This is a genomic window from Escherichia sp. WS1152 (assembly GCF_046487665.1).
GTDB lineage: Bacteria > Pseudomonadota > Gammaproteobacteria > Enterobacterales > Enterobacteriaceae > Escherichia > Escherichia coli.
Map to the genome: position 1 here is coordinate 189,924 of NZ_JBJQJA010000007.1, position 23,609 is coordinate 213,532.

Genomic DNA, 23,609 nt, shown 5'->3' on the forward strand with positions numbered 1-23,609 from the left:
TCACTTTGTTAACAACTTTAACTACTCTTTAATGCAGTATTAAAGATTAATCGGTAACAAAGTGAGCTGTTATGACTGATAAAACCATTGCGTTTTCGCTACTCGATCTGGCCCCCATTCCCGAAGGTTCTTCAGCGCGAGAAGCATTCTCCCACTCTCTCGATCTCGCCCGTCTGGCTGAAAAGCGCGGCTATCATCGCTACTGGCTGGCAGAACACCACAATATGACTGGCATTGCCAGTGCTGCCACGTCGGTATTGATTGGCTATCTGGCGGCGAATACCACCACGCTGCATCTGGGGTCTGGCGGCGTGATGTTGCCTAACCACTCACCGTTGGTCATTGCCGAACAGTTCGGCACGCTCAATACACTCTATCCGGGGCGAATCGATTTGGGGCTGGGTCGTGCGCCAGGTAGTGACCAACGGACAATGATGGCGCTGCGTCGCCATATGAGCGGCGATATTGATAATTTCCCCCGCGATGTCGCGGAGCTGGTGGACTGGTTTGACGCCCGCGATCCCAATCCGCATGTGCGCCCGGTACCAGGCTATGGCGAGAAAATCCCCGTGTGGTTGTTAGGCTCCAGCCTTTACAGCGCGCAACTGGCGGCGCAGCTTGGTCTGCCGTTCGCGTTTGCCTCACACTTCGCGCCGGATATGTTGTTCCAGGCGCTGCATCTTTATCGCAGCAACTTCAAACCGTCGGCACGACTGGAAAAACCATACGCGATGGTGTGCATCAATATTATCGCCGCCGATAGCAACCGCGACGCTGAGTTTCTGTTTACCTCAATGCAGCAAGCCTTTGTGAAGTTGCGCCGTGGCGAAACCGGGCAACTGCCGCCACCGATTCAAAATATGGATCAGTTCTGGTCGCCGTCCGAACAGTATGGTGTGCAGCAGGCGCTGAGTATGTCGTTGGTAGGTGATAAAGCGAAAGTGCGTCATGGCTTGCAGTCGATCCTGCGCGAAACCGACGCCGATGAGATTATGGTCAACGGGCAGATTTTCGACCACCAGGCGCGGCTGCATTCGTTTGAGCTGGCGATGGATGTTAAGGAAGAGTTGTTGGGATAGTGTGTCTTAACGCGGGAAGCCTTATCCGAGCTGGCAACGCTGTCCTACGTAGACCTGATAAGCGAAGCGCATCAGGCATTGTGTAGGCAGCAGAAATGTCGGATAAGGCACCGCTGATTACTGATACACCGGCAGTAAATTAAAGCTCGATAAAATATGGACCAGTGCGTTGCCAACGCCAAACACCAGAATCAGCGTAATCATCGGCTTGCCGCCCCAGACGCGGAATTTCGGGCTGCCAAAGCGTTTACGCGATGCGCGGGCTAACAGCGCCGGAACAATTGCCGCCCAGATGGTAGCTGCTAAACCAGCATAACCAATGGCGTACAGGAATCCGTTCGGGAACAGTAGACCACCCACAACAGGCGGGGCAAAGGTCAGCAATGCCGTTTTCAAGCGCCCCAGGGCTGAGTCATCGAAACCAAACAGATCTGCCAGATAGTCAAACAAACCCAGCGTTACGCCAAGGAACGAACTCGCTACCGCAAAGTTTGAGAACACGACCAGCAGAAGGTCCAGGCTACGGCTGTTCAGCACGCCGCTTAATGCCTGTACCAGCACATCAATATTACCGCCCTTCTCTGCAATACCGATAAACTCCGGACGCGGGATGTTACCCATCGTCGCCAGCAACCAGATGGTATACAGCGCCAGTGCCATCAGCGTACCGTACACCAGGCATTTCACGATGGTTTTCGGATCTTTGCCGTAATACTTCATCAGGCTTGGCACGTTACCGTGATAACCAAACGACGCCAGGCAGAACGGCAATGTCATCAGCAGATACGGCGCATAAGATGCATTGCTTTCTGCAACGTTGAACAATGTCGCAGGCTGCACATGCCCCAACAGGCTGCCAAAGGTGAGGAAGAAGGTAATGACTTTCGCCCCCAGCACAATCGCCGTCATGCGGCTGACGGCCTTAGTACTCAACCACACCACAAACGCTACCAGCAGTGCAAAACCAAAACCCGCCGCCCGTGCCGGGACGTTTAGCGACATCTCTGCGAAGGTGTGATGCAGAATTGAACCACTGGCAGAAATATAGGCATAGGTCAGGATATAGAGCACAAAGGCAATGGAAATGCCGTTGACCACGTTCCAGCCTTTGCCCAGCAAATCTTTGGTGATAGTGTCAAAACTCGAACCGATTCGGTAATTCAGGTTAGCTTCCAGAATCATCAAGCCGGAATGCAGCATACAGAACCAGGTGAAGATCAGCGCCGCCATTGACCAGAAGAACCACGCCCCGGACATGACCACTGGCAGAGAAAACATCCCTGCGCCAATAATGGTGCCGCCGATAATCACCACGCCGCCAAGCAGCGACGGTGACGTTTGGGTGGTGGTTAGTGTTGCCATGAGGGCTTCTCTCCAGTGAAAAATAGTGCGACTGCGTTGTTATGTATTGCACTGTACCAGTACACGAGTACAAAAGACAGAAAAAAAGCCCCGATGGTTCAAATCGGGGCTGTATATATTATTTTACAGACTGTGTTCGCTGTTCAGCGATGATTACGCATCGCCACCGAAACGACGACGACCGGTAGAGTCATCACGACGCGGTGCGCGGCCTTCACGACGTTCGCCGCTAAAACGACGACCATCACCACGACCACCTTCACGGCGTTCACCGCTGAAGTTACGACCGCCTTCACGACGCTCGCCACCGAAACCACGACCACCGCCACGACGCTCACCGCCAGTATGCGGCTGCGCATCGCCCAGCAACTGCATATTCATCGGCTTGTTCAGAATGCGAGTACGCGTAAAGTGTTGCAGTACTTCACCCGGCATACCTTTCGGCAGTTCGATAGTGGAGTGAGAAGCAAACAGCTTAATGTTACCGATGTAACGGCTGCTGATGTCGCCTTCGTTAGCAATCGCGCCAACGATATGACGAACTTCAACACCATCATCGCGGCCCACTTCAATGCGGTAAAGCTGCATGTCACCAACATCACGACGTTCACGACGCGGACGATCTTCACGGTCGCCACGTGGGCCACGGTCGTTACGATCGCGCGGACCACGGTCATCACGGTCACGGAATTCACGTTTCGGACGCATCGGCGCATCTGGCGGAACAATCAGAGTACGTTCACCCTGTGCCATTTTCAGCAGTGCCGCAGCCAGAGTTTCGAGATCCTGCTCTTCACCTTCTGCAGTCGGCTGAATTTTGCTCAGCAGTGCGCGGTATTGATCCAGATCGCTGCTTTCCAGCTGCTGCTGTACTTTAGCGGCGAATTTTTCCAGACGGCGTTTGCCCAGCAGTTCTGCGTTCGGCAGTTCTACTTCCGGAATAGTCAGCTTCATAGTACGTTCAATGTTGCGCAGCAGACGACGCTCGCGGTTCTCAACGAACAGCAGCGCGCGGCCAGCACGACCCGCACGACCGGTACGACCGATACGGTGAACGTAAGACTCAGAATCCATCGGGATATCGTAGTTAACCACCAGGCTGATACGCTCAACGTCCAGGCCACGGGCTGCAACGTCGGTCGCAATCAGGATGTCCAGACGACCATCTTTCAGGCGTTCCAGTGTCTGCTCACGCAGCGCCTGGTTCATGTCACCGTTCAGCGCGGCACTGTTGTAGCCGTTACGCTCAAGAGCTTCAGCCACTTCCAGAGTCGCATTTTTGGTACGAACGAAGATAATCGCCGCATCAAAATCTTCCGCTTCCAGGAAACGTACCAGTGCTTCGTTTTTACGCATACCCCAGACAGTCCAGTAGCTCTGGCTGATGTCAGGACGGGTAGTCACGCTGGACTGAATGCGCACTTCCTGCGGCTCTTTCATAAAGCGGCGGGTAATGCGACGAATCGCTTCCGGCATGGTTGCAGAGAACAGAGCGGTCTGATGACCTTCCGGGATCTGCGCCATAATGGTTTCAACGTCTTCGATGAAGCCCATGCGCAGCATTTCGTCAGCTTCATCCAGAACCAGACCGCTCAGTTTAGAGAGGTCCAGAGTGCCACGTTTCAGGTGGTCCAGCAGACGGCCCGGAGTACCGACAACGATCTGCGGCCCCTGACGCAGGGCGCGTAATTGCACGTCATAACGCTGGCCGCCGTACAGAGCAACCACATTTACGCCGCGCATGTGTTTAGAGAAATCCGTCATTGCTTCAGCAACCTGTACCGCCAGTTCGCGGGTCGGTGCCAGCACCAGAATCTGTGGTGCTTTCAGCTCAGGATCAAGATTCTGCAACAGAGGTAAAGAGAATGCTGCAGTTTTTCCGCTCCCCGTCTGGGCCATACCCAGAACGTCGCGGCCATTCAGCAGATGTGGAATACACTCTGCCTGAATTGGAGATGGTTTTTCGTAACCCAGATCGTTAAGGGCTTCAAGGATAGGAGCCTTCAGGCCCAGATCTGCAAAAGTGGTTTCGAATTCAGCCATGTAGTACGTGTGCCTCAAAATTAATGGCGGCCAGTCTACATAACTCATCATGAAATTGATCAGCAATTTTCATTGAAAAGTGTGAACCGGCTCAAAGTAGGTGTATTAACGAACAACAACGCCCTCACCCGTTAAGGTGATGGCAATCAAAAAAGATTACGGGCTGATGTGTACGTCAGCTATTGCTGGTCCGATTCTGCCAGGTCATCTTGGTCCTGGCCCAGGAGCGATAATTCCAACAATGCGTATCGGTGCTCAACAAAGTTATGAACGTTGTTGGCAACCGCCAGTTTGAACAGTGCCGTGGCGCTGTCCAAATCCCCCAGACTTAGGTAGTACTTACCTAAATAGAAGTTGGTTTCACTGAGATGCTCAGCGAGCGAGGTGTTATCCGTTGCGTCCGCCTTGAGCCTTTCCATTAACGTTTGTTCGCTAATGTTGCCCAGGTAGAACTCGACAATGTTCCATCCCCACTGTTCCTTATCCGATTTTTCGAAGTGCTGTTTCAACACTTCTTTAGCCTGCTTCTCATCGAGCTTCTGCTCGGCGAGATAAAGCCACAGACTACGGAAAGGATCATTGGGATCGTCTTGATAAAACGCCAGCAGATCATCTTGCGCTAACTTGTCACGACCGCCGTAATATAATGCGATCCCGCGATTCAAGTGCGCGTAGTTGTAAGTTGGATCAAGCTCAAGTACAGAATCAAACGCTTCATAGGCAGCATCAAAATTGCCTGCCTGCGTTAAATATATGCCTAAGTAATTGAATACTTCAGGCATATCCGGTCGGATTGCCAGCGCTTGCGAAAAATCGTTACGCGCTAATGCCCTCAGACCGAGACTATCATACAACACTCCGCGCTCATATAAAAGCTGTGCGCGTTCGTCATCGGTTAAAGCCCGACTGGCAAGGATTTGTTCCATACGTGCCAGAATCACTTCCTGCTGTAAAGTCGGTTGCAATGGTACCGCGAGGACTTCACTTTTACGCCAGGAAGTATTACTGCATCCTGCAAGCGTAAGTGCTGTCGCAACGAAACACCAGCGCAAAAAAGGCTTCATTTCCCACTCCCGAAGACCACGGTTGAATGAACGTCCTGTTCCCGGTTGCTAACAAGGCGTCCTGCCCGGTTAAAAGCCCCCCGCCGCAGCGGAGGGCAAATGGCAACCTTACTCGCCCTGTTCAGCAGCCGGAGCTTCCGGTGCTGCAGCAGGTTGAGACTGCTCAGTCGCTTCTTTAATGCTCAGACGGATACGGCCCTGGCGATCAACTTCCAGAACTTTCACCGGTACTTCCTGACCCATCTGCAGGTAATCGGTCACTTTCTCAACGCGTTTGTCAGCGATTTGAGAGATGTGTACCAGACCTTCTTTACCGCCGCCGATGGCAACAAATGCGCCAAAGTCAACGATACGGGTCACTTTACCAGTGTAGACGCGGCCCACTTCGATTTCTGCAGTGATCTCTTCGATACGACGAATAGCGTGTTTCGCTTTCTCGCCGTCGGTCGCTGCGATCTTCACAGTACCGTCATCTTCGATTTCGATGGTGGTGCCAGTTTCTTCGGTCAGGGCACGGATAACAGAACCGCCTTTACCGATAACGTCTTTGATCTTGTCCGGGTTGATCTTGATGGTATGGATACGCGGTGCGAACTCAGAGATATCGCCACGCGGCGCGTTGATCGCCTGTTCCATTACGCCCAGGATATGCAGACGCGCACCTTTAGCCTGGTTCAGCGCAACCTGCATGATCTCTTTGGTGATACCTTCAATTTTGATATCCATCTGCAATGCAGAGATACCGTCGCGGGAACCCGCAACTTTGAAGTCCATATCGCCCAGGTGATCTTCGTCGCCCAAAATGTCAGACAGTACAACGTAGTTGTCGCCTTCTTTCACCAGACCCATTGCGATACCCGCAACGGCAGCTTTGATCGGCACACCTGCGTCCATCAGCGCCAGAGACGCGCCGCACACGGAAGCCATAGAAGAGGAACCGTTGGATTCAGTGATTTCAGACACAACACGTACGGTGTACGGGAATTTGTCCATATCCGGCATGACTGCCAGCACGCCGCGCTTCGCCAGACGACCGTGACCAATTTCACGACGCTTCGGAGAACCGACCATGCCGGTTTCGCCTACGGAGTACGGAGGGAAGTTGTAGTGGAACAGGAAGGTGTCGGTACGTTCGCCCATCAGTTCATCAAGAACCTGCGCGTCACGAGCAGTACCCAGCGTTGCGGTAACCAGCGCCTGCGTTTCACCACGGGTGAACAGCGCAGAACCGTGAGTACGCGGCAGCACGCCAGTACGCACATCCAGACCACGAATCATATCTTTTTCACGACCGTCGATACGCGGTTCGCCTGCCAGTACGCGGCTACGAACAACGTTTTTCTCGATAGCGTGCAGAATTTCACCCAGTTCGTTTTCGTCCAGGGTTTCGTCTTCAGCAAGCAGCGTCGCGATGGTTTCAGATTTGATGACATCAACCTGCGCATAACGCTCTTGTTTGTCGGTGATGCGGTAAGCATCACTCAGACGAGCTTCAGCCAGTGCAGCAACGCGCGCGTTCAGCGCTTCGTTTACCGGCTCCGGCTGCCAGTCCCAACGTGGTTTACCGGCTTCTTTCACCAGTTCATTGATGTTCTGAATAACAACCTGCTGTTGTTCATGACCGAACACTACTGCGCCCAGCATCTGGTCTTCGCTCAGCAATTCAGCTTCAGATTCAACCATCAGTACAGCGGCTTCAGTACCAGCAACAACCAGATCCAGTTTGCTCTCTTTCAGCTCGTCCTGAGTCGGGTTCAGTACGTACTGGTCATTGATGTAACCTACGCGGGCAGCACCAATCGGACCATTGAACGGAATACCAGACAGAGACAGTGCTGCGGAAGCACCAATCATCGCGACGATATCCGGGTTAACCTGCGGGTTAACAGAAACCACGGTGGCGATAACCTGAACTTCGTTGACGAAGCCTTCCGGGAACAGCGGGCGAATCGGGCGATCAATCAGACGCGCGATCAGGGTTTCGCCTTCGCTTGGACGACCTTCACGACGGAAGAAGCTACCCGGGATACGACCAGCAGCGTAGGTACGCTCCTGATAGTTAACGGTCAGTGGGAAGAAGTCCTGACCTGGTTTGGCTTTTTTCTGGCCAACAACGGTAACAAATACCGCGGTGTCATCCATGCTAACCATAACAGCGGCAGTAGCCTGACGAGCCATCATGCCGGTTTCCAGAGTCACGGTGTGTTGGCCGTACTGGAATTTACGAACGATCGGATTAAGCAATGTAATATCCTTTCTCTTTCTTAGACAGTACCTTACGGCACTGGTGTTAATACCCGATCTTCTGCGCATCCTCGCGACTAATGACAACCCTAACCCAGCTCTATGTGGGTAAAGCCTCTCATTAGCCGCGCGAACCTCTGCAACGGAAGATCATTCATAGCAACAATACATTAGTTTCCAGTGAATTGCTGCCGTCAGCTTGAAAAAAGGGGCCACTCAGGCCCCCTTTTCTGAAACTCGCAAGAATTAGCGACGCAGACCCAGGCGCTCGATGAGCTGGGTGTAACGTGCTACGTCTTTACGTTTCAGGTAGTCGAGCAGTTTACGACGCTGAGAAACCATGCGCAGCAGACCACGACGGCTGTGGTGATCTTTTTTGTGCTCTGCAAAGTGGCCCTGCAGGTGGTTGATCTGTGCAGTCAGCAGTGCTACCTGAACTTCGGTAGAACCGGTGTCGTTTGCGTCACGACCAAACTCAGAAACGATTTTAGCTGTTGCTTCAGTACTTAGAGACATTTTAAAACTCCAAAGTATATAGAATGAAAGGACGCCGATCTCTAATTCAGCGATCCCAGTGTACGTTACGCAAAGTGTTAAACAATTTACGCGACGTTAAGCGGCAGTATTCTACTCGTAGCGACCTGTTATCGCAAGACGGTTAACATTACGCCGGGTATTCAACCACCAGACGACGAGGCGCAACGCGGCCTTCATCGTCAATTTCGCCCATACCGATAAATTTGCCGTTCTCACCTTCCGTGACGCGAACCAGTCCTTCCAGCGGCGCGCCAGATGTACGAACCGGGTTACCATTTTTGAAGTAAACAGAAGACGTTAACGGAAGATTCACCACCGGATAGTCCGAAGCTGGACTGTCCATTGGCATCAGTAATGGATCAAGTAACTCCGCAGCTGGAATATCCTGCTGTTCGGCTTGTTCGACCAGTTCACGCAGATGTTCCAGGGTCACCATCCGTTCAACCGGATATTTACTTACCGCCAGACGGCGCAGGTAAATAACATGCGCGCCACAACCGAGTTTCTCACCCAGGTCGTCAATGATAGTGCGGATATAAGTGCCTTTTGAGCAGTGAATTTCCAGCTCCAGCTCATTGCCTTCATGGCGAATAAACAGCAATTCATAAACGGTAATCGGACGCGCTTCACGCGGAACTTCAATGCCCTGACGCGCATATTCGTACAGTTTTTTGCCCTGGTATTTCAGTGCTGAATACATCGATGGGATCTGTTCGATATCGCCACGGAAAGTATCCAGTGCCGCCGCCAGTTGTTCTGCACTAAAGGTTACCGGACGCTCTTCAACGATTTGTCCGTCGGCGTCAGAAGTATCAGTACGCTGTCCAAGACGCGCAATGACCCGATAGCGTTTGTCGGAGTCCAGCAGATACTGGGAAAACTTCGTCGCTTCCCCGAGGCAAATCGGCAACATGCCGGTCGCCAGCGGGTCCAGCGCACCGGTATGACCGGCACGGTTGGCGTTATAAATCCGTTTCACTTTTTGCAGCGCATCGTTGCTGGACATACCCTGAGGTTTATCCAGCAACAAAACGCCGTTAATGTCGCGACCGCGACGACGAGGACGACTCATTAGTCCTCCTTGCTGTCGTCCGGGTTAACACGACGTTCTTCGTCATGTTTGACCACGCTGGTCACCAGGTTTGACATGCGCATCCCTTCAACCAGAGAGTTGTCGTAGAAGAAGGTCAGTTCCGGCACGATACGCAGGCGCATCGCTTTCCCCAGCAGGCTGCGGATGAAACCAGAAGCTTCCTGCAACGCTTTGATGCCCGCTTTAACTGCGTCTTCATCTTTGTCGTTGAGGAAAGTGACATACACTTTGGCATACGCCAGGTCGCGAGACATTTCGACACCGGAAACGGTGGTCATCATGCCCAGACGAGGATCTTTAATTTCACGCTGCAGGATGAGAGCGATCTCTTTTTGCATTTCCTGCGCTACGCGCTGCGGGCGACCAAATTCTTTCGCCATAATAAATTCTCCTGACAAAAAAGGGGCTGTTAGCCCCTTTTTAAAAATTAATTTCAGGTGGAAGGGCTGTTCACGTTGGCCTGATAAGACGCGCTAGCGTCGCAACAGGCAATCCATGCCGGATGCGGCGTAAACGCCTTATCCCGCATAGAACCCTAAAAACCTTAAGCGATGGTACGTTGGATCTCGATGATTTCGAATACTTCGATCACATCGCCAGTGCGGACGTCGTTGTAGTTCTTAACGCCGATACCACATTCCATACCGTTACGGACTTCGTTAACGTCATCTTTGAAGCGGCGCAGGGACTCCAGCTCGCCTTCATAGATAACCACGTTGTCACGCAGAACGCGGATCGGGTTGTGACGTTTAACCACACCTTCGGTAACCATACAGCCTGCGATGGCACCAAATTTCGGCGATTTGAACACGTCACGAACTTCCGCCAGACCGATAATCTGCTGTTTCAGTTCCGGAGACAGCATACCGCTCATCGCCGCTTTCACTTCGTCGATCAGGTTATAGATGACGGAGTAGTAACGTAGATCCAGGCTTTCGGATTCAATCACTTTACGTGCAGAGGCATCAGCACGTACGTTGAAGCCAACCAGGATGGCGTTGGATGCCGCAGCCAGGGTGGCGTCGGTTTCGGTGATACCACCTACGCCAGAACCGATGATCTTCACTTTAACTTCGTCAGTAGACAGTTTCAGCAAGGAGTCGGAGATCGCTTCCACAGAACCCTGTACGTCTGCCTTCAGGACGATATTCACTTCGTGAACTTCGCCTTCGGTCATGTTGGCGAACATGTTCTCGAGTTTAGATTTCTGCTGACGCGCCAGTTTAACTTCGCGGAATTTACCCTGACGATAGAGTGCAACTTCACGCGCTTTCTTCTCGTCACGTACAACGGTAACTTCATCACCCGCAGCCGGAACACCGGACAAGCCGAGGATTTCCACCGGAATGGACGGACCCGCTTCCAGCACTTCCTGACCCAGTTCGTTACGCATCGCACGAACACGACCGTATTCGAAGCCACACAGAACGATATCGCCCTTGTGCAGAGTACCTTCACGTACCAGAACGGTAGCAACCGGACCACGACCTTTATCGAGGAAGGATTCGATAACCGCACCGCTCGCCATACCTTTACGTACCGCTTTCAGCTCCAGAACTTCCGCCTGCAGCAGGATAGCGTCCAGCAGTTCATCGATACCGGTACCCGCTTTCGCAGATACGTGTACGAACTGGCTTTCACCGCCCCACTCTTCCGGCAGGATGCCGTACTGGGAGAGTTCGTTCTTAACGCGATCCGGATCGGCTTCTGGTTTATCGATCTTGTTCACTGCAACCACCACCGGTACCTGCGCCGCTTTCGCGTGCTGGATTGCTTCGATGGTCTGCGGCATTACGCCGTCGTCGGCAGCAACAACCAGGACTACGATGTCAGTTGCCTGCGCACCACGTGCACGCATTGAAGTAAACGCGGCGTGCCCCGGGGTGTCCAGGAAGGTGATCATGCCGTTTTCAGTTTCAACGTGGTATGCACCAATGTGCTGGGTAATGCCGCCCGCTTCGCCAGAGGCCACTTTCGTTGAACGAATGTAGTCCAGCAGAGAGGTTTTACCGTGGTCAACGTGACCCATGATGGTCACAACCGGAGCGCGCGGTTCAGCCGCAGCACCCGTGTCACGGTCGCTCATTACCGCCTCTTCCAGCTCGTTTTCACGACGCAGGATAACTTTGTGGCCCATCTCTTCAGCAACCAGCTGTGCGGTTTCCTGATCGATAACCTGGTTGATGGTTGCCATTGCGCCCAGTTTCATCATCGCTTTGATGACCTGAGAGCCTTTAACCGCCATCTTGTTCGCCAGTTCGCCAACGGTGATAGTTTCGCCGATCACAACGTCACGGTTAACGGCCTGAGCAGGCTTCTGGAAGCCTTGCTGCAGCGAAGAACCTTTACGTTTTCCGCCCTTACCGCCACGTACTGCTGCGCGTGCTTCTTCACGATCAGCTTTTGATTCAGCGTGTTTGTTGCCTTTCTTCGGACGCGCTGCTTTCGCGTTACGACCACGGCCACGGCCGCCTTCGACTTCACGATCGCTTTCGTCTTCTGCCTGGCGAGCATGTTGAGAAGTAGTGACGTGATAATCGCTGGAATCCTCAGTCGGTTCCGCGTTATCAGTCCATTTGTTTTCTTCCGCCATACGACGTGCTTCTTCAGCAACGCGACGTGCTTCTTCTTCGAGTTTACGACGCGCTTCTTCTTCGGCTTTACGCTTGAGCTCTGCAGCTTCCTGCTCACGGCGGGCTTTTTCAGCCTGGGCGTTTTTAGTCATATCGTCTTGTTGATTGCTCACTTTGTCTTTTTCCGCAGCTTCACGTTTCGCTTGTTCAGCAGCTTCACGCTTAGCTTGTTCTGCGGCCTCACGTTCAGCTTTTTGTTGCGCCTCGCGTTTAGCCGATTCTTCTGCCTCACGACGGGCTTGCTCTTCCGCTTCACGCTGCGCTTGCTCTTCCGCTGCAAGGCGTTCAGCCTCTTGCGGATCGCGTTTCACAAAGGTGCGTTTCTTGCGGACTTCGATTTGTACCGATTTGCTTTTTCCACCGGTACCAGGAATGTTAAGGGTGCTGCGTGTTTTACGTTGCAGCGTCAATTTGTCCGGGCCTGAATTTTTCTGATTCAGGTGGTCAATCAAAGTCTGTTTCTCTTGTGCAGACACAGAGTCGTCAGCAGACTTCCGGATACCTGCATCAGCAAATTGCTGTACCAGGCGTTCCACGGAGGTCTGTCGCTCTGCGGCCAGCGTTTTAATCGTTACATCTGTCATGCTGTTCCTTCCTGCTACAGTTTATTACGCTTCGTCACCGAACCAGCAAATATTACGGGCAGCCATAATCAGTGCTCCGGCTTTTTCGTCGGTCAACCCTTCGATATCAGCCAGATCATCAATGCCCTGTTCGGCGAGATCTTCCAGCGTACAAACGCCACGGGCGGCCAGTTTGAATGCCAAATCACGATCTACCCCTTCAAGGTTCAGCAGATCGTCAGCCGGTTTGTTATCACCGAGGCTTTCTTCCTGGGCCTGTGCAATGGTGGCCAGTGCATTTTTAGCACGCTCGCGCAGTGCTTCAACGGTCGGCTCATCAAGGCCTTCGATTTCCAACAGCTCTTTCATCGGCACATAGGCCAGTTCTTCCAGCGTCGAGAAGCCTTCCTCTACCAGAACAGTCGCGAAGTCTTCGTCGATGTCGAGATATTTGGTGAAGGTGTCGATCGCTGCGTGCGCTTCCGCCTGATGCTTAGCCTGCAGGTCGTCAACGGTCATCACGTTGAGTTCCCAACCGCTCAGCTGCGAAGCCAGACGCACGTTCTGACCGTTACGGCCAATCGCCTGCGCCAGGTTACCGGCTTCAACGGCGATATCCATGGTGTGTTTATCTTCATCCACCACGATAGAAGCAACGTCTGCTGGTGCCATTGCGTTAATCACAAACTGCGCCGGGTTATCATCCCACAGGACGATATCGATACGCTCGCCGCCCAGTTCAGTAGAAACCGCCTGAACACGCGCGCCACGCATACCTACGCAAGCACCTACCGGATCGATACGTTTATCGTTGGTTTTCACCGCGATTTTCGCACGAGAACCCGGGTCGCGAGCCGCTGCTTTAATTTCAATCACTTCTTCGCCGATTTCTGGCACTTCAATACGGAACAGTTCGATCAGCATTTCCGGCTTGGAACGAGTGACGAACAGTTGCGCGCCACGCGCTTCCGGGCGAACGGAATAAAGCACGCCACGAACGCGGTCGCCAGGGCGGAAGTTTTCACGCGGCAGCATATCTTCGCGCAGGATCACGGCTTCAGCGTTGTTGCCCAGATCCAGAGAGATGTTGTCGCGGTTTACTTTTTTCACCACGCCGGTGATGATTTCACCTTCGTGTTCACGGAACTGATCAACCACCATCGCACGTTCGGCTTCACGCACTTTCTGCACGATAACCTGTTTTGCCGTCTGGGTAGTGATACGGTCAAAGGTAACAGACTCAATCTGATCTTCAACGTAATCGCCCAGGTTCAGGCTTTCATCTTCATAACGTGCGGCTTCAAGGGTGATTTCCTTGGTCGGCTGGGTGACTTCATCAACAACTAACCAGCGACGGAAGGTGTCAAAATCACCGCTTTTGCGATCGATCTGTACGCGGACGTCGATCTCTTGTTCATATTTTTTCTTTGTTGCTGTCGCCAGCGCGCTTTCCAATGCTTCGAAAATCTTCTCGCGAGGTAGCGCCTTTTCATTGGATACGGCTTCAACTACAGCCAAAATTTCTTTGTTCATCGCGGGCTTTTCACCTCATCCAGACTATTAAAAGTGGGGAACCAGGTTCGCCTTCTGGATATTACTCAGCGCGAACACTTCATCTTTACCTTCGACGGTAACTGTGATCATTTCACCGTCTACCGCTTTGATAACGCCCTGCCATTTACGACGGTTTTGTACCGCCATACGGAGAACCAGAGTCACCTCTTCTCCGACAAAACGGGCGTAGTGTTCAGCCGTGAACAGTGGGCGATCGAGACCCGGTGAGGAGACTTCCAGGTTATAAGCAACGGTGATGGGATCTTCAACATCCAGCACAGCACTTACCTGGTGGCTCACATCAGCACAATCATCAACATTGATGCCATCTTCACTATCAATATAGATGCGCAGTGTGGATGTGCGACCGCGAATAAATTCGATGCCAACCAGTTCAAAACCCAGGGCCTCAACTGGCGCAGTAATCATCTCTGTTAATTTTTGCTCTAATGTGGACAAGCCCACCCCCAAGACATAAAAAAAGGGCCTAAAGCCCAGTTATTCTGTAGTCAGATAACAAAAAACCCCGATAAATCGGGGCTTTATATAACTGAACCCTATAACCGCAACTGCGGTCTGGAGCACTTTCCAGAAGGATTTTTTCAAATCCCACTACGAAGGCCGAAGTCTTCACAGTATATTTGAAAAAGGACTCTAAGGGAAAGTGGTTGCGGGGGCCGGATTTGAACCGACGACCTTCGGGTTATGAGCCCGACGAGCTACCAGGCTGCTCCACCCCGCGCCTGAAACGTGGCAAATTCTACTCGTTTTGGGTAAAAAATGCAAATACTGCTGGGATTTGGTGTACCGAGACGGGACGTAAAATCTGCAGGCATTATAGTGATCCACGCCACATTTTGTCAACGTTTATTGCTAATCACGTGAATGAATATCCAGTTCACTTTCATTTGTTGAATACTTTTGCCTTCTCCTGATCCCCCTTAAGCGCATTATTTTACAAAAAACACACTAAACTCTTCCTGTCTCTGATAAAAGATGATTAAATGAAAACTCATTTATTTTGCATAAAAATTCAATGAGAGCGGAAATCCAGGCTCATCATCAGTTAATTAAGCAGGGTGTTATTTTATGACGACGATTCTCAAGCATCTCCCGGTAGGTCAACGTATTGGTATCGCTTTTTCCGGCGGTCTGGACACCAGTGCCGCACTGCTGTGGATGCGACAAAAGGGAGCGGTTCCTTATGCATATACTGCAAACCTGGGCCAGCCAGACGAAGAGGATTATGATGCGATCCCTCGTCGTGCCATGGAATACGGCGCGGAGAACGCACGTCTGATCGACTGCCGCAAACAACTGGTGGCCGAAGGTATTGCCGCTATTCAGTGTGGCGCATTTCATAACACCACCGGTGGCCTGACCTATTTCAACACGACGCCGCTGGGCCGCGCCGTGACTGGCACCATGCTGGTTGCTGCTATGAAAGAAGATGGCGTGAATATCTGGGGTGACGGCAGCACCTATAAAGGAAACGATATCGAACGTTTCTATCGTTACGGTCTGCTGACCAATGCTGAACTGCAGATTTACAAACCGTGGCTTGATACTGACTTTATTGATGAACTGGGCGGTCGTCATGAAATGTCTGAATTTATGATTGCCTGCGGTTTCGACTACAAAATGTCTGTCGAAAAAGCTTACTCCACGGACTCCAACATGCTTGGTGCAACGCATGAAGCGAAGGATCTGGAATACCTCAACTCCAGCGTCAAAATCGTCAACCCGATTATGGGCGTGAAGTTCTGGGATGAGAGCGTGAAGATCCCGGCAGAAGAAGTCACAGTACGCTTTGAGCAAGGTCATCCGGTGGCGCTGAACGGTAAAACCTTTAGCGACGACGTAGAAATGATGCTGGAAGCTAACCGCATCGGCGGTCGTCACGGTCTGGGCATGAGCGACCAGATTGAAAACCGTATCATCGAAGCGAAAAGCCGTGGTATTTACGAGGCTCCGGGGATGGCGCTGCTGCACATTGCGTATGAACGTCTGCTTACCGGTATTCACAACGAAGACACCATTGAACAGTATCATGCACATGGTCGTCAGTTGGGCCGTCTGCTGTACCAGGGACGTTGGTTTGATTCCCAGGCGCTGATGCTGCGTGACTCTCTGCAACGCTGGGTTGCCAGCCAGATCACTGGTGAAGTTACCCTGGAGCTGCGCCGTGGGAACGATTATTCAATCCTGAATACCGTCTCAGAGAACCTGACCTACAAGCCAGAGCGTCTGACGATGGAAAAAGGCGACTCGGTGTTCTCGCCAGATGATCGTATTGGTCAATTGACCATGCGTAACCTGGATATCACCGATACCCGCGAGAAACTTTTCGGTTATGCCAAAACCGGCCTGCTTTCCTCCTCTGCCGCTTCAGGCGTGCCGCAGGTGGATAATCTGGAAAACAAAGGCCAGTAATTCGACATCAACCCTGCCCTTCAGGGGTGGGGTTACCTTGCTTATCCTCTGTAAACTCCTTTCTGAGCATCACATAATCGAAAACATCATGGTTTGCATCCACAACCCGTGAGTCTCCTTTATAGTGTGCAATCACTTCCTCAAGCGTTTGCGGCTGTTCCGGCTTTGTTACCCCCATCCACGCATTAATAAGGTAATTATTGTAAGCTGTCGAAAAGATGTTGTTTTCCGTTGTGCGATCCACACCATCCCCAAGAACGGGGCTATACCAGATAAACATCGGAACATGATATGCCTGCTGGCTGGCCTCCCTGCCTCCATGAAAATAGACGTTCTTCTTCGTAGGGTCACGTTCCAGGCCGTGGTCGGCAAAATACATGACCGAGGCGCGGCGATCTTTTAATAATTCAAAAACCTGACCTAGCAAACTATCTGTGTAATGAATGGAGTTGTCATAGCAGGCATCCTGATCGTCCTGCGGTTGAAACACGGCGCTGGATTGCGGATAGGCGCTACAAGCCGGTTCATGGCTTCCATTTAAATGAAGAACAATCAGTTTCTTTTGCTGCGTATTTTGCTGTAATGCTTGCGATAAATGCGGCAACAACAATTCATCAAATCCTCTGACATAAACTGTTTCCATGGCACGCATGGCGATACTGGTAACTGCTGTACCATTCTGCCGAAAAGCGGATTGCGAGCTTAGCCAGAAAGTCTGAAATCCTGCTTGATTAGCCATATTAATAATGTTGTCGGGGTAATTATGAATGTCATGGCTCAAAACAGAATCAGCAGTTAAAGAAAGGGGAACCGACAGCGCAGTGTAAGGTGCACCGCTTATTGCTTGATTAAACAGTTTGATCTGTTTTCTTTGTGCTTCGACTTGCGGTGTCGTAGAGCGTGTATATCCATACAAAGACATATTGTCGACACGTACAGACTCCCCCACAATCAACACGTAGGTATCAATACCTGTATCCCTGACTGATAATTGAAAATACGGCACTGTGTTTGCAATTGAGAGTAATCTTTGATGCTCTTTCGCTGCTAAAGCAAAATAATTGAGATTGAAAAACGGCGTATAGGTAGCAAATCGCGACGCTAGTATATATGGACTGAACGCATTTTTATTTTTGGCATCTTTATAAGCAAATTGACAAGCGGAAAATAAACTTCCCGAAATGACAATCAGCAATAATATTCCTGTCACTTTTTTTGTCGGCAAGGAAACATCATATTTTATTATTACAGCCAAAAAAAGAAGGGATAAAAAGGCAAAAGCACATAGATAAGGGCTATACATTCCCAGCATTTTGGCAACTTCATCCGGATCACTCTGCAGCACACTAATCGCAAATCCATCATTGAAAGTTGTACCAAAGGTACACCATGAATAGAGGCTAATACTCATGTCTGCCGCAGTCAGTAACACAAATGGTGCGGCAACAAGCAGGCGAAGCGGAAGGGATGATATACGTTTAACAACCAGGATGGTCAGAACGAAGAACAGCAATCGCTGAACCATATGCGCTCCGGAAGAGGCGACTAAGTTCGTAATACCAAAAACAATAACACTAAGATACAACAACCAATGAGATTTAAAACTTCTAGCAAATTTGTTGAATACTGTCATCCAGAAATCCAAGTTCACAACCAATATAAACAATTATCAACAATGTGCAATTTTATATCAGACATGTTTTTCAACTCTGATCCATATCAGAACGAAACACTGTTAGTTTTTTCTTTTTAAATGATGCGGCCATTGCGTTCTCAGTAATTAAATAACATTATCAATGCGTCTCTAAACATTACGCAGAACGTAGCCATCAGTAGTTATACTGACAGGAGCAGGATGGTTTATCGAGAAGTAAACATATCCGTATTCGTACCGGAACTGGAGTTAACACAATAAAGTGCCAATTATGTCAGCAGTAGGGAAAAGTTTATAACGAAGGCGTACCGGCACCATCGTTTCAAGGTGCCAGCTACGAGTAAAGCAACTGGACGAGATACAGATACCTGACAACCATTCCTCAGACCAGGACCAAAACGAAAAAAGACGCTTTTCAGCGTCTCTTTTCTGGAATTTGGTACCGAGGACGGGACTTGAACCCGTAAGCCCTATTGGGCACTACCACCTCAAGGTAGCGTGTCTACCAATTCCACCACCTCGGCACGGAAACTACTTTTTAGTTCGGGATATCGCTGGTCGGCTTAGCCGGAGCAGCTGGCTGAGTTTGTTCGGTTTTCGCCGGCGCACTCAGGTTTTCCCATTCGCTACCTTTATTGGTTTTGTTGCTATTGATGTTACCCAGCACCAGACTGATGATGAAGAATAACGTTGCCAGCAACGCCGTCATGCGGGTCATGAAGTTACCAGAACCACTTGAACCAAACAGCGTAGCGGAAGCGCCTGCTCCGAAGGAGGCTCCCATATCAGCGCCTTTACCTTGCTGCAGCATGATCAGACCAACAAGGCCAATTGCCACAATAAGGAAAACTACCAAAAGAGCTTCGTACATAATCAACCTGTTCCTTGCGGAGTTGCCGCGTACCAATGCTTCAACCAATAAAGCGGGAGTTTTTAATCTTTCCCACTGAAGCGGGTGTGAATACTAACCAAAGCGAATGACCTTCGCAAGGGCAATTTTATCGCATTGTATCAACTGCGGAAAAAAACAGCAAAACCGATGTGTTCGCCGAGAAAAAAGGCGACAATCGCCGCCTTTTTAGCCAGTTATCTAACGCTTTAAACGGCTTTTACTGCATCGGCGATGCGGTGTGCAAATTCAGTCACCTGCGCTTCGTCTTCGCCTTCCACCATCACGCGAATTAACGGTTCGGTGCCGGATTTACGCAGCAACACGCGTCCACGGTTGCCCAGCGCCGCTTCAACCTCTGCGGTCACAGCTTTGACTGATTCATGCTCCAGCGGATCGCCGCTACCTGCGGTGTAACGCACGTTTACCAGGATTTGCGGGAACATTTTCATGCCGCTGCAAAGGTCGTGCAGGCTCATATGGTTACGCGCCATCGCCGCCAGCACCTGCAAACCAGCAACGATGCCGTCACCGGTAGTGGTTTTATCCAGCAGGATCACATGACCGGAATTCTCTGCACCGATACGCCAGCCTTTCTCCTGCATTTTTTCCAGTACGTAGCGGTCACCCACTTTCGCGCGCGCAAATGGAATTCCTAACTGTTTCAACGCCAGTTCAAGCCCCATGTTGCTCATCAATGTACCCACAGCGCCACCACGCAGCTGGCCCTGACGAAGACCTTCACGCGCGATGATATACATGATCTGATCGCCATCGACTTTATTGCCTTCATGGTCAACCATAATCACGCGATCGCCGTCGCCGTCGAAGGCAATACCGAGATCCGCTTTTTCAGCCAGCACACGAGCCTGGAGCGCGCGAACGTCGGTAGCCCCCACTTCGGCATTGATGTTTACACCGTTCGGCTCACAACCGATAGCGATAACGTTCGCCCCCAGTTCGCGCAGCACGTTCGGCGCGATGTGATAAGTCGCACCGTTTGCACAATCCACCACAATCTTCAGTTCACTAAGGCTAAGTTCGTTCGGGAACGTGGCTTTGCAAAACTCGATATAGCGACCCGCAGCATCAACGATACGGCTGGCTTTACCCAGTTCTGCCGAATCAACGCAGCTGATCTCCTTTTCCATTTCCGCTTCGATGGCCTCTTCTACCGCATCCGGCAGTTTGGTGCCGTCGATAGAGAAGAATTTAATGCCATTATCGTAGAACGGGTTATGCGATGCAGATATCACAATTCCGGCCTCTGCGCGGAAGGTACGCGTCAGATAAGCCACGGCCGGTGTTGGCATCGGGCCAGTGAAGAGTGCGGAAAGGCCCGCTGCCGCCAGACCCGCTTCCAGTGCTGACTCCAGCATATAGCCAGAAATACGCGTGTCTTTACCAATAATAATCTTACGGGAGCCGTGGCGCGCCAGCACTTTACCCGCGGCCCAACCCAGCTTAAGCACAAAATCAGGGGTGATCGGCGCATCCCCTACACGACCACGAATCCCATCGGTACCGAAATATTTACGATTACTCATAGCGTTTGTTTTCCTTTGCAGACAGAGTGGCTTCCACCACCCGCATCGCTTCTACGGTTTCTTTGACGTCATGAACACGAATGATGTGCGCGCCTTGCATTGCGGCAATGACCGCACAGGCCAGACTACCGCTCAGGCGCTCGGACGGCCCCACGTTCAGCAGCTGCCCAATCATCGATTTTCGTGACATACCCACCAACAGCGGCAGGTTGAAATGGTGAAATTCAGCCAGGCGCGCCAGTAATGAATAGTTATGGGAGAGATTTTTACCGAAACCGAATCCGGGGTCGAGCAACAATTTCTCTTTTGCGATACCCGCCTGCTCGCAACGTGCTATTTGCTCAATAAAGTAGCGATTCACTTCTGCAAAGACATCGTCATACTTCGGAGCTTCCTGCATGGTTTTGGGATTTCCCTGCATATGCATCAGACAAACCGGTAAACCGGTTTCTGCAGCCGCCTCCAGAGCGCCAGGTTCGGAAAGGGAGCGGATATCATTAATAATGTGAGCGCCAACTTTTGCTGACTCACGGATGACTTCTGGTTTGGATGTATCGACCGAGATCCAGACTTCGAAGCGTTGAGCAATTGCCTCAACCACAGGAATAACACGTTGCAACTCTTCTTCAACGCTAACTTCCGCCGCCCCTGGGCGCGTGGACTCGCCACCAACGTCAATGATCGTCGCGCCAGCGTTGATCATCAGATTCGCATGTTTCACCGCATCTATCAGCGAGTTATGCGTGCCACCATCCGAAAAGGAATCAGGCGTGACGTTGAGGATCCCCATTACGTGAGGATGGCTAAGGTCCAGTGAAGTACCCTGGGCAAAGAGTTTCATGATGTTATCCCTGGTATGAATTGATAAGAAAAAACCCCGGAGCACGCCCCGGGGTTTTCGGTACAAATACAGTCATCTGATGCGGGAACTTACTTGTCGCCTAACTGCTCTGACATGGTGTTACCCGGGTTCGGCGTACGCGGTTCATCAACCGGACGAGGAGCCTTTGGACTACCATTGTCGCCAGAATTGTTAGAAGCGCCTGGTTCTTCCCAGCCCGCTGGCGGACGTACATCGCGACGTGCCATCAGGTCATCAATCTGCGGTGCGTCGATAGTCTCATATTTCATGAGAGCATCTTTCATCGCATGCAGAATATCCATATTGTCGGTCAGAAGCTGACGCGCACGATTATAGTTACGTTCAATCAGTGCTTTCACTTCCTGGTCGATGATACGTGCAGTTTCATCGGACATATGTTTCGCTTTCGCTACGCTACGGCCGAGGAACACTTCACCTTCTTCTTCCGCGTACAGCAGTGGACCCAATTTCTCAGAGAAGCCCCACTGAGTCACCATGTTACGTGCCAGGTTGGTCGCAACTTTAATATCGTTGGACGCACCGGTAGAAACATGTTCCGGCCCGTAGATGATCTCTTCTGCCAGACGGCCGCCGTACAGCGTAGAAATCTGGCTTTCCAGTTTCTGACGGCTGGCGCTGATTGCGTCGCCCTCAGGCAGGAAGAAAGTCACACCCAACGCACGACCGCGTGGGATAATCGTCACTTTGTGCACCGGATCGTGCTCCGGCACCAGGCGACCGATAATCGCATGACCCGCTTCGTGGTAAGCCGTCGATTCTTTCTGCGCTTCCGTCATCACCATGGAGCGACGTTCCGCACCCATCATGATTTTGTCTTTCGCTTTCTCGAACTCAACCATCGACACAACGCGTTTGTTGCCACGAGCAGCGAACAGTGCCGCTTCGTTCACCAGGTTCGCCAGGTCAGCACCGGAGAAACCAGGAGTACCACGGGCAATGATTGCCGCGTCGATATCGGGTGCCAATGGTACGCGACGCATGTGAACCTTCAGGATCTGCTCACGACCGCGAACATCTGGCAAGCCAACCACAACCTGACGGTCGAAACGGCCAGGACGCAGCAGCGCTGGGTCGAGAACGTCCGGACGGTTAGTCGCGGCGATAACGATGATACCTTCGTTACCTTCGAAGCCATCCATCTCAACCAGCATCTGGTTCAGAGTCTGTTCACGTTCATCGTGACCACCGCCCAGACCAGCGCCACGCTGGCGGCCTACGGCGTCGATTTCATCGATAAAGATGATGCACGGTGCCGCTTTCTTCGCCTGTTCGAACATGTCACGAACACGGGATGCACCCACACCGACGAACATTTCTACGAAGTCAGAACCGGAGATAGTAAAGAACGGAACTTTCGCTTCGCCTGCAATCGCTTTCGCCAGCAGCGTTTTACCGGTACCCGGAGGACCGACCATCAGGACGCCTTTCGGGATCTTACCGCCGAGTTTCTGGAAGCGGCTCGGCTCGCGCAGATACTCAACCAGTTCAGCAACTTCTTCTTTTGCTTCGTCGCAGCCCGCAACGTCAGCAAAGGTCGTTTTGATCTGATCTTCCGTCAGCATGCGCGCTTTGCTCTTACCAAACGACATGGCACCTTTGCCACCGCCGCCCTGCATTTGACGCATGAAGAAGATCCAGACACCAATCAGCAACAGCATCGGGAACCAGGAGATGAAGATAGAAGCCAGCAGGCTTGGTTCTTCAGGCGGTTCACCGACAACCTTGACGTTCTTGGTCAACAGGTTATCCAGTAGTTTCGGATCCTGAACCGGAATGTAAGTGGTATAACGGTTACTATCTTTCTTGGTAACGTTGATTTCACGTCCGTTGATACGCGCTTCACGAACCTGGTCGTTATTGACCTCTTGTAGGAAGGTAGAGTAATCCACCTTACGGCCATTAGACTCGCTGGGCCCAAAGCTCTGGAATACTGACATCAGCACAACGGCAATGACCAGCCAGAGTATTAGGTTTTTCGCCATGTCACTCAAGGGATTAACCTCTTATTACAACTGTGTTAAAAACAGCGTC

General features: G+C 51.5%; 18 protein-coding genes and 2 tRNA genes. 2 read left to right on the top strand and 18 right to left on the bottom strand.

Annotated elements, in window-relative coordinates:
• Positions 1 to 71 precede the first annotated feature (71 nt).
• Entirely contained in the window at positions 72 to 1,079 is a 1,008-nt protein-coding gene (locus ACJHW7_RS13580; protein WP_000130380.1) for a luciferase-like monooxygenase, read from the top strand.
• Between the two features lie 117 nt (positions 1,080 to 1,196).
• Here the strand turns inward: ACJHW7_RS13580 and mtr are convergent, their stop codons facing one another.
• The 12 genes from mtr to ACJHW7_RS13640 all read right to left on the bottom strand — a co-directional run bounded on the left by mtr (position 1,197) and on the right by ACJHW7_RS13640 (position 14,914).
• Entirely contained in the window at positions 1,197 to 2,441 is a 1,245-nt protein-coding gene (gene mtr / locus ACJHW7_RS13585) for a tryptophan permease (protein WP_000224340.1), read from the bottom strand.
• A gap of 153 nt (positions 2,442 to 2,594) precedes the next feature.
• Positions 2,595 to 4,484, bottom strand: a complete 1,890-nt coding sequence (gene deaD / locus ACJHW7_RS13590) for an ATP-dependent RNA helicase DeaD (RefSeq protein WP_001297428.1) — start codon at positions 4,482 to 4,484, stop codon at positions 2,595 to 2,597.
• A complete protein-coding gene (yrbN, locus tag ACJHW7_RS13595; RefSeq protein ID WP_010723222.1) occupies positions 4,477 to 4,557 on the bottom strand; it encodes a protein YrbN in 81 nt (26 codons plus the stop codon). The genes deaD and yrbN overlap by 8 nt, the downstream gene beginning before the upstream one ends.
• A 106-nt stretch (positions 4,558 to 4,663) precedes the next feature.
• Complete coding sequence (nlpI, locus tag ACJHW7_RS13600; protein ID WP_000802080.1) at positions 4,664 to 5,548, bottom strand: lipoprotein NlpI; 885 nt, start codon at positions 5,546 to 5,548, stop codon at positions 4,664 to 4,666.
• 108 nt (positions 5,549 to 5,656) lie between these two features.
• Positions 5,657 to 7,792 carry a polyribonucleotide nucleotidyltransferase gene (gene pnp / locus ACJHW7_RS13605; RefSeq protein ID WP_001298740.1) on the bottom strand — a complete coding sequence of 712 codons (2,136 nt, stop codon included), beginning with the start codon at positions 7,790 to 7,792 and terminating at the stop codon, positions 5,657 to 5,659.
• Positions 7,793 to 8,038: 246 nt separating this feature from the next.
• Complete coding sequence (gene rpsO, locus ACJHW7_RS13610) at positions 8,039 to 8,308, bottom strand: 30S ribosomal protein S15 (RefSeq protein ID WP_000059466.1); 270 nt, start codon at positions 8,306 to 8,308, stop codon at positions 8,039 to 8,041.
• A gap of 148 nt (positions 8,309 to 8,456) precedes the next feature.
• On the bottom strand, positions 8,457 to 9,401 hold the full coding sequence (gene truB, locus ACJHW7_RS13615; RefSeq protein WP_000089698.1) for a tRNA pseudouridine(55) synthase TruB: 945 nt from the start codon (positions 9,399 to 9,401) through the stop codon (positions 8,457 to 8,459).
• Positions 9,401 to 9,802 (bottom strand): 30S ribosome-binding factor RbfA, encoded by a 402-nt coding sequence (gene rbfA / locus ACJHW7_RS13620; RefSeq protein ID WP_001040205.1) that lies wholly within the window; start codon positions 9,800 to 9,802, stop codon positions 9,401 to 9,403. Before rbfA ends, truB begins: the two co-directional genes overlap by 1 nt.
• Positions 9,803 to 9,966: 164 nt before the next feature.
• On the bottom strand, positions 9,967 to 12,639 hold the full coding sequence (gene infB, locus ACJHW7_RS13625) for a translation initiation factor IF-2 (RefSeq protein ID WP_021557252.1): 2,673 nt from the start codon (positions 12,637 to 12,639) through the stop codon (positions 9,967 to 9,969).
• Positions 12,640 to 12,663: 24 nt separating this feature from the next.
• The gene (nusA, locus tag ACJHW7_RS13630; RefSeq protein WP_001031057.1) at positions 12,664 to 14,151 is read right to left on the bottom strand and encodes a transcription termination factor NusA; all 1,488 of its coding nucleotides are present in this window, start codon (positions 14,149 to 14,151) and stop codon (positions 12,664 to 12,666) included.
• A 27-nt stretch (positions 14,152 to 14,178) separates the two neighbouring features.
• Entirely contained in the window at positions 14,179 to 14,631 is a 453-nt protein-coding gene (gene rimP / locus ACJHW7_RS13635; protein ID WP_001300397.1) for a ribosome maturation factor RimP, read from the bottom strand.
• Positions 14,632 to 14,837: 206 nt separating this feature from the next.
• A tRNA-Met gene (locus tag ACJHW7_RS13640) sits at positions 14,838 to 14,914 on the bottom strand.
• 347 nt (positions 14,915 to 15,261) lie between these two features.
• Here ACJHW7_RS13640 and argG point away from each other — a divergent pair.
• Positions 15,262 to 16,605 (top strand): argininosuccinate synthase, encoded by a 1,344-nt coding sequence (gene argG, locus ACJHW7_RS13645; RefSeq protein ID WP_000207679.1) that lies wholly within the window; start codon positions 15,262 to 15,264, stop codon positions 16,603 to 16,605.
• Positions 16,606 to 16,612: 7 nt separating this feature from the next.
• Here the strand turns inward: argG and ACJHW7_RS13650 are convergent, their stop codons facing one another.
• The 6 genes from ACJHW7_RS13650 to ftsH all read right to left on the bottom strand — a co-directional run bounded on the left by ACJHW7_RS13650 (position 16,613) and on the right by ftsH (position 23,560).
• Positions 16,613 to 18,238: a phosphoethanolamine transferase gene (locus ACJHW7_RS13650; protein WP_072132115.1), complete on the bottom strand. Its 1,626-nt coding sequence runs from the start codon at positions 18,236 to 18,238 to the stop codon at positions 16,613 to 16,615.
• Between the two features lie 458 nt (positions 18,239 to 18,696).
• Positions 18,697 to 18,783 (bottom strand) — tRNA-Leu (locus ACJHW7_RS13655).
• 14 nt (positions 18,784 to 18,797) lie between these two features.
• Entirely contained in the window at positions 18,798 to 19,130 is a 333-nt protein-coding gene (secG, locus tag ACJHW7_RS13660) for a preprotein translocase subunit SecG (protein WP_001295556.1), read from the bottom strand.
• Positions 19,131 to 19,357: 227 nt separating this feature from the next.
• Complete coding sequence (gene glmM, locus ACJHW7_RS13665; protein WP_000071134.1) at positions 19,358 to 20,695, bottom strand: phosphoglucosamine mutase; 1,338 nt, start codon at positions 20,693 to 20,695, stop codon at positions 19,358 to 19,360.
• Entirely contained in the window at positions 20,688 to 21,536 is an 849-nt protein-coding gene (folP, locus tag ACJHW7_RS13670) for a dihydropteroate synthase (RefSeq protein ID WP_000764731.1), read from the bottom strand. The genes glmM and folP overlap by 8 nt, the downstream gene beginning before the upstream one ends.
• An 89-nt stretch (positions 21,537 to 21,625) precedes the next feature.
• Positions 21,626 to 23,560: an ATP-dependent zinc metalloprotease FtsH gene (gene ftsH, locus ACJHW7_RS13675; protein WP_001107467.1), complete on the bottom strand. Its 1,935-nt coding sequence runs from the start codon at positions 23,558 to 23,560 to the stop codon at positions 21,626 to 21,628.
• Positions 23,561 to 23,609: the final 49 nt, after the last annotated feature.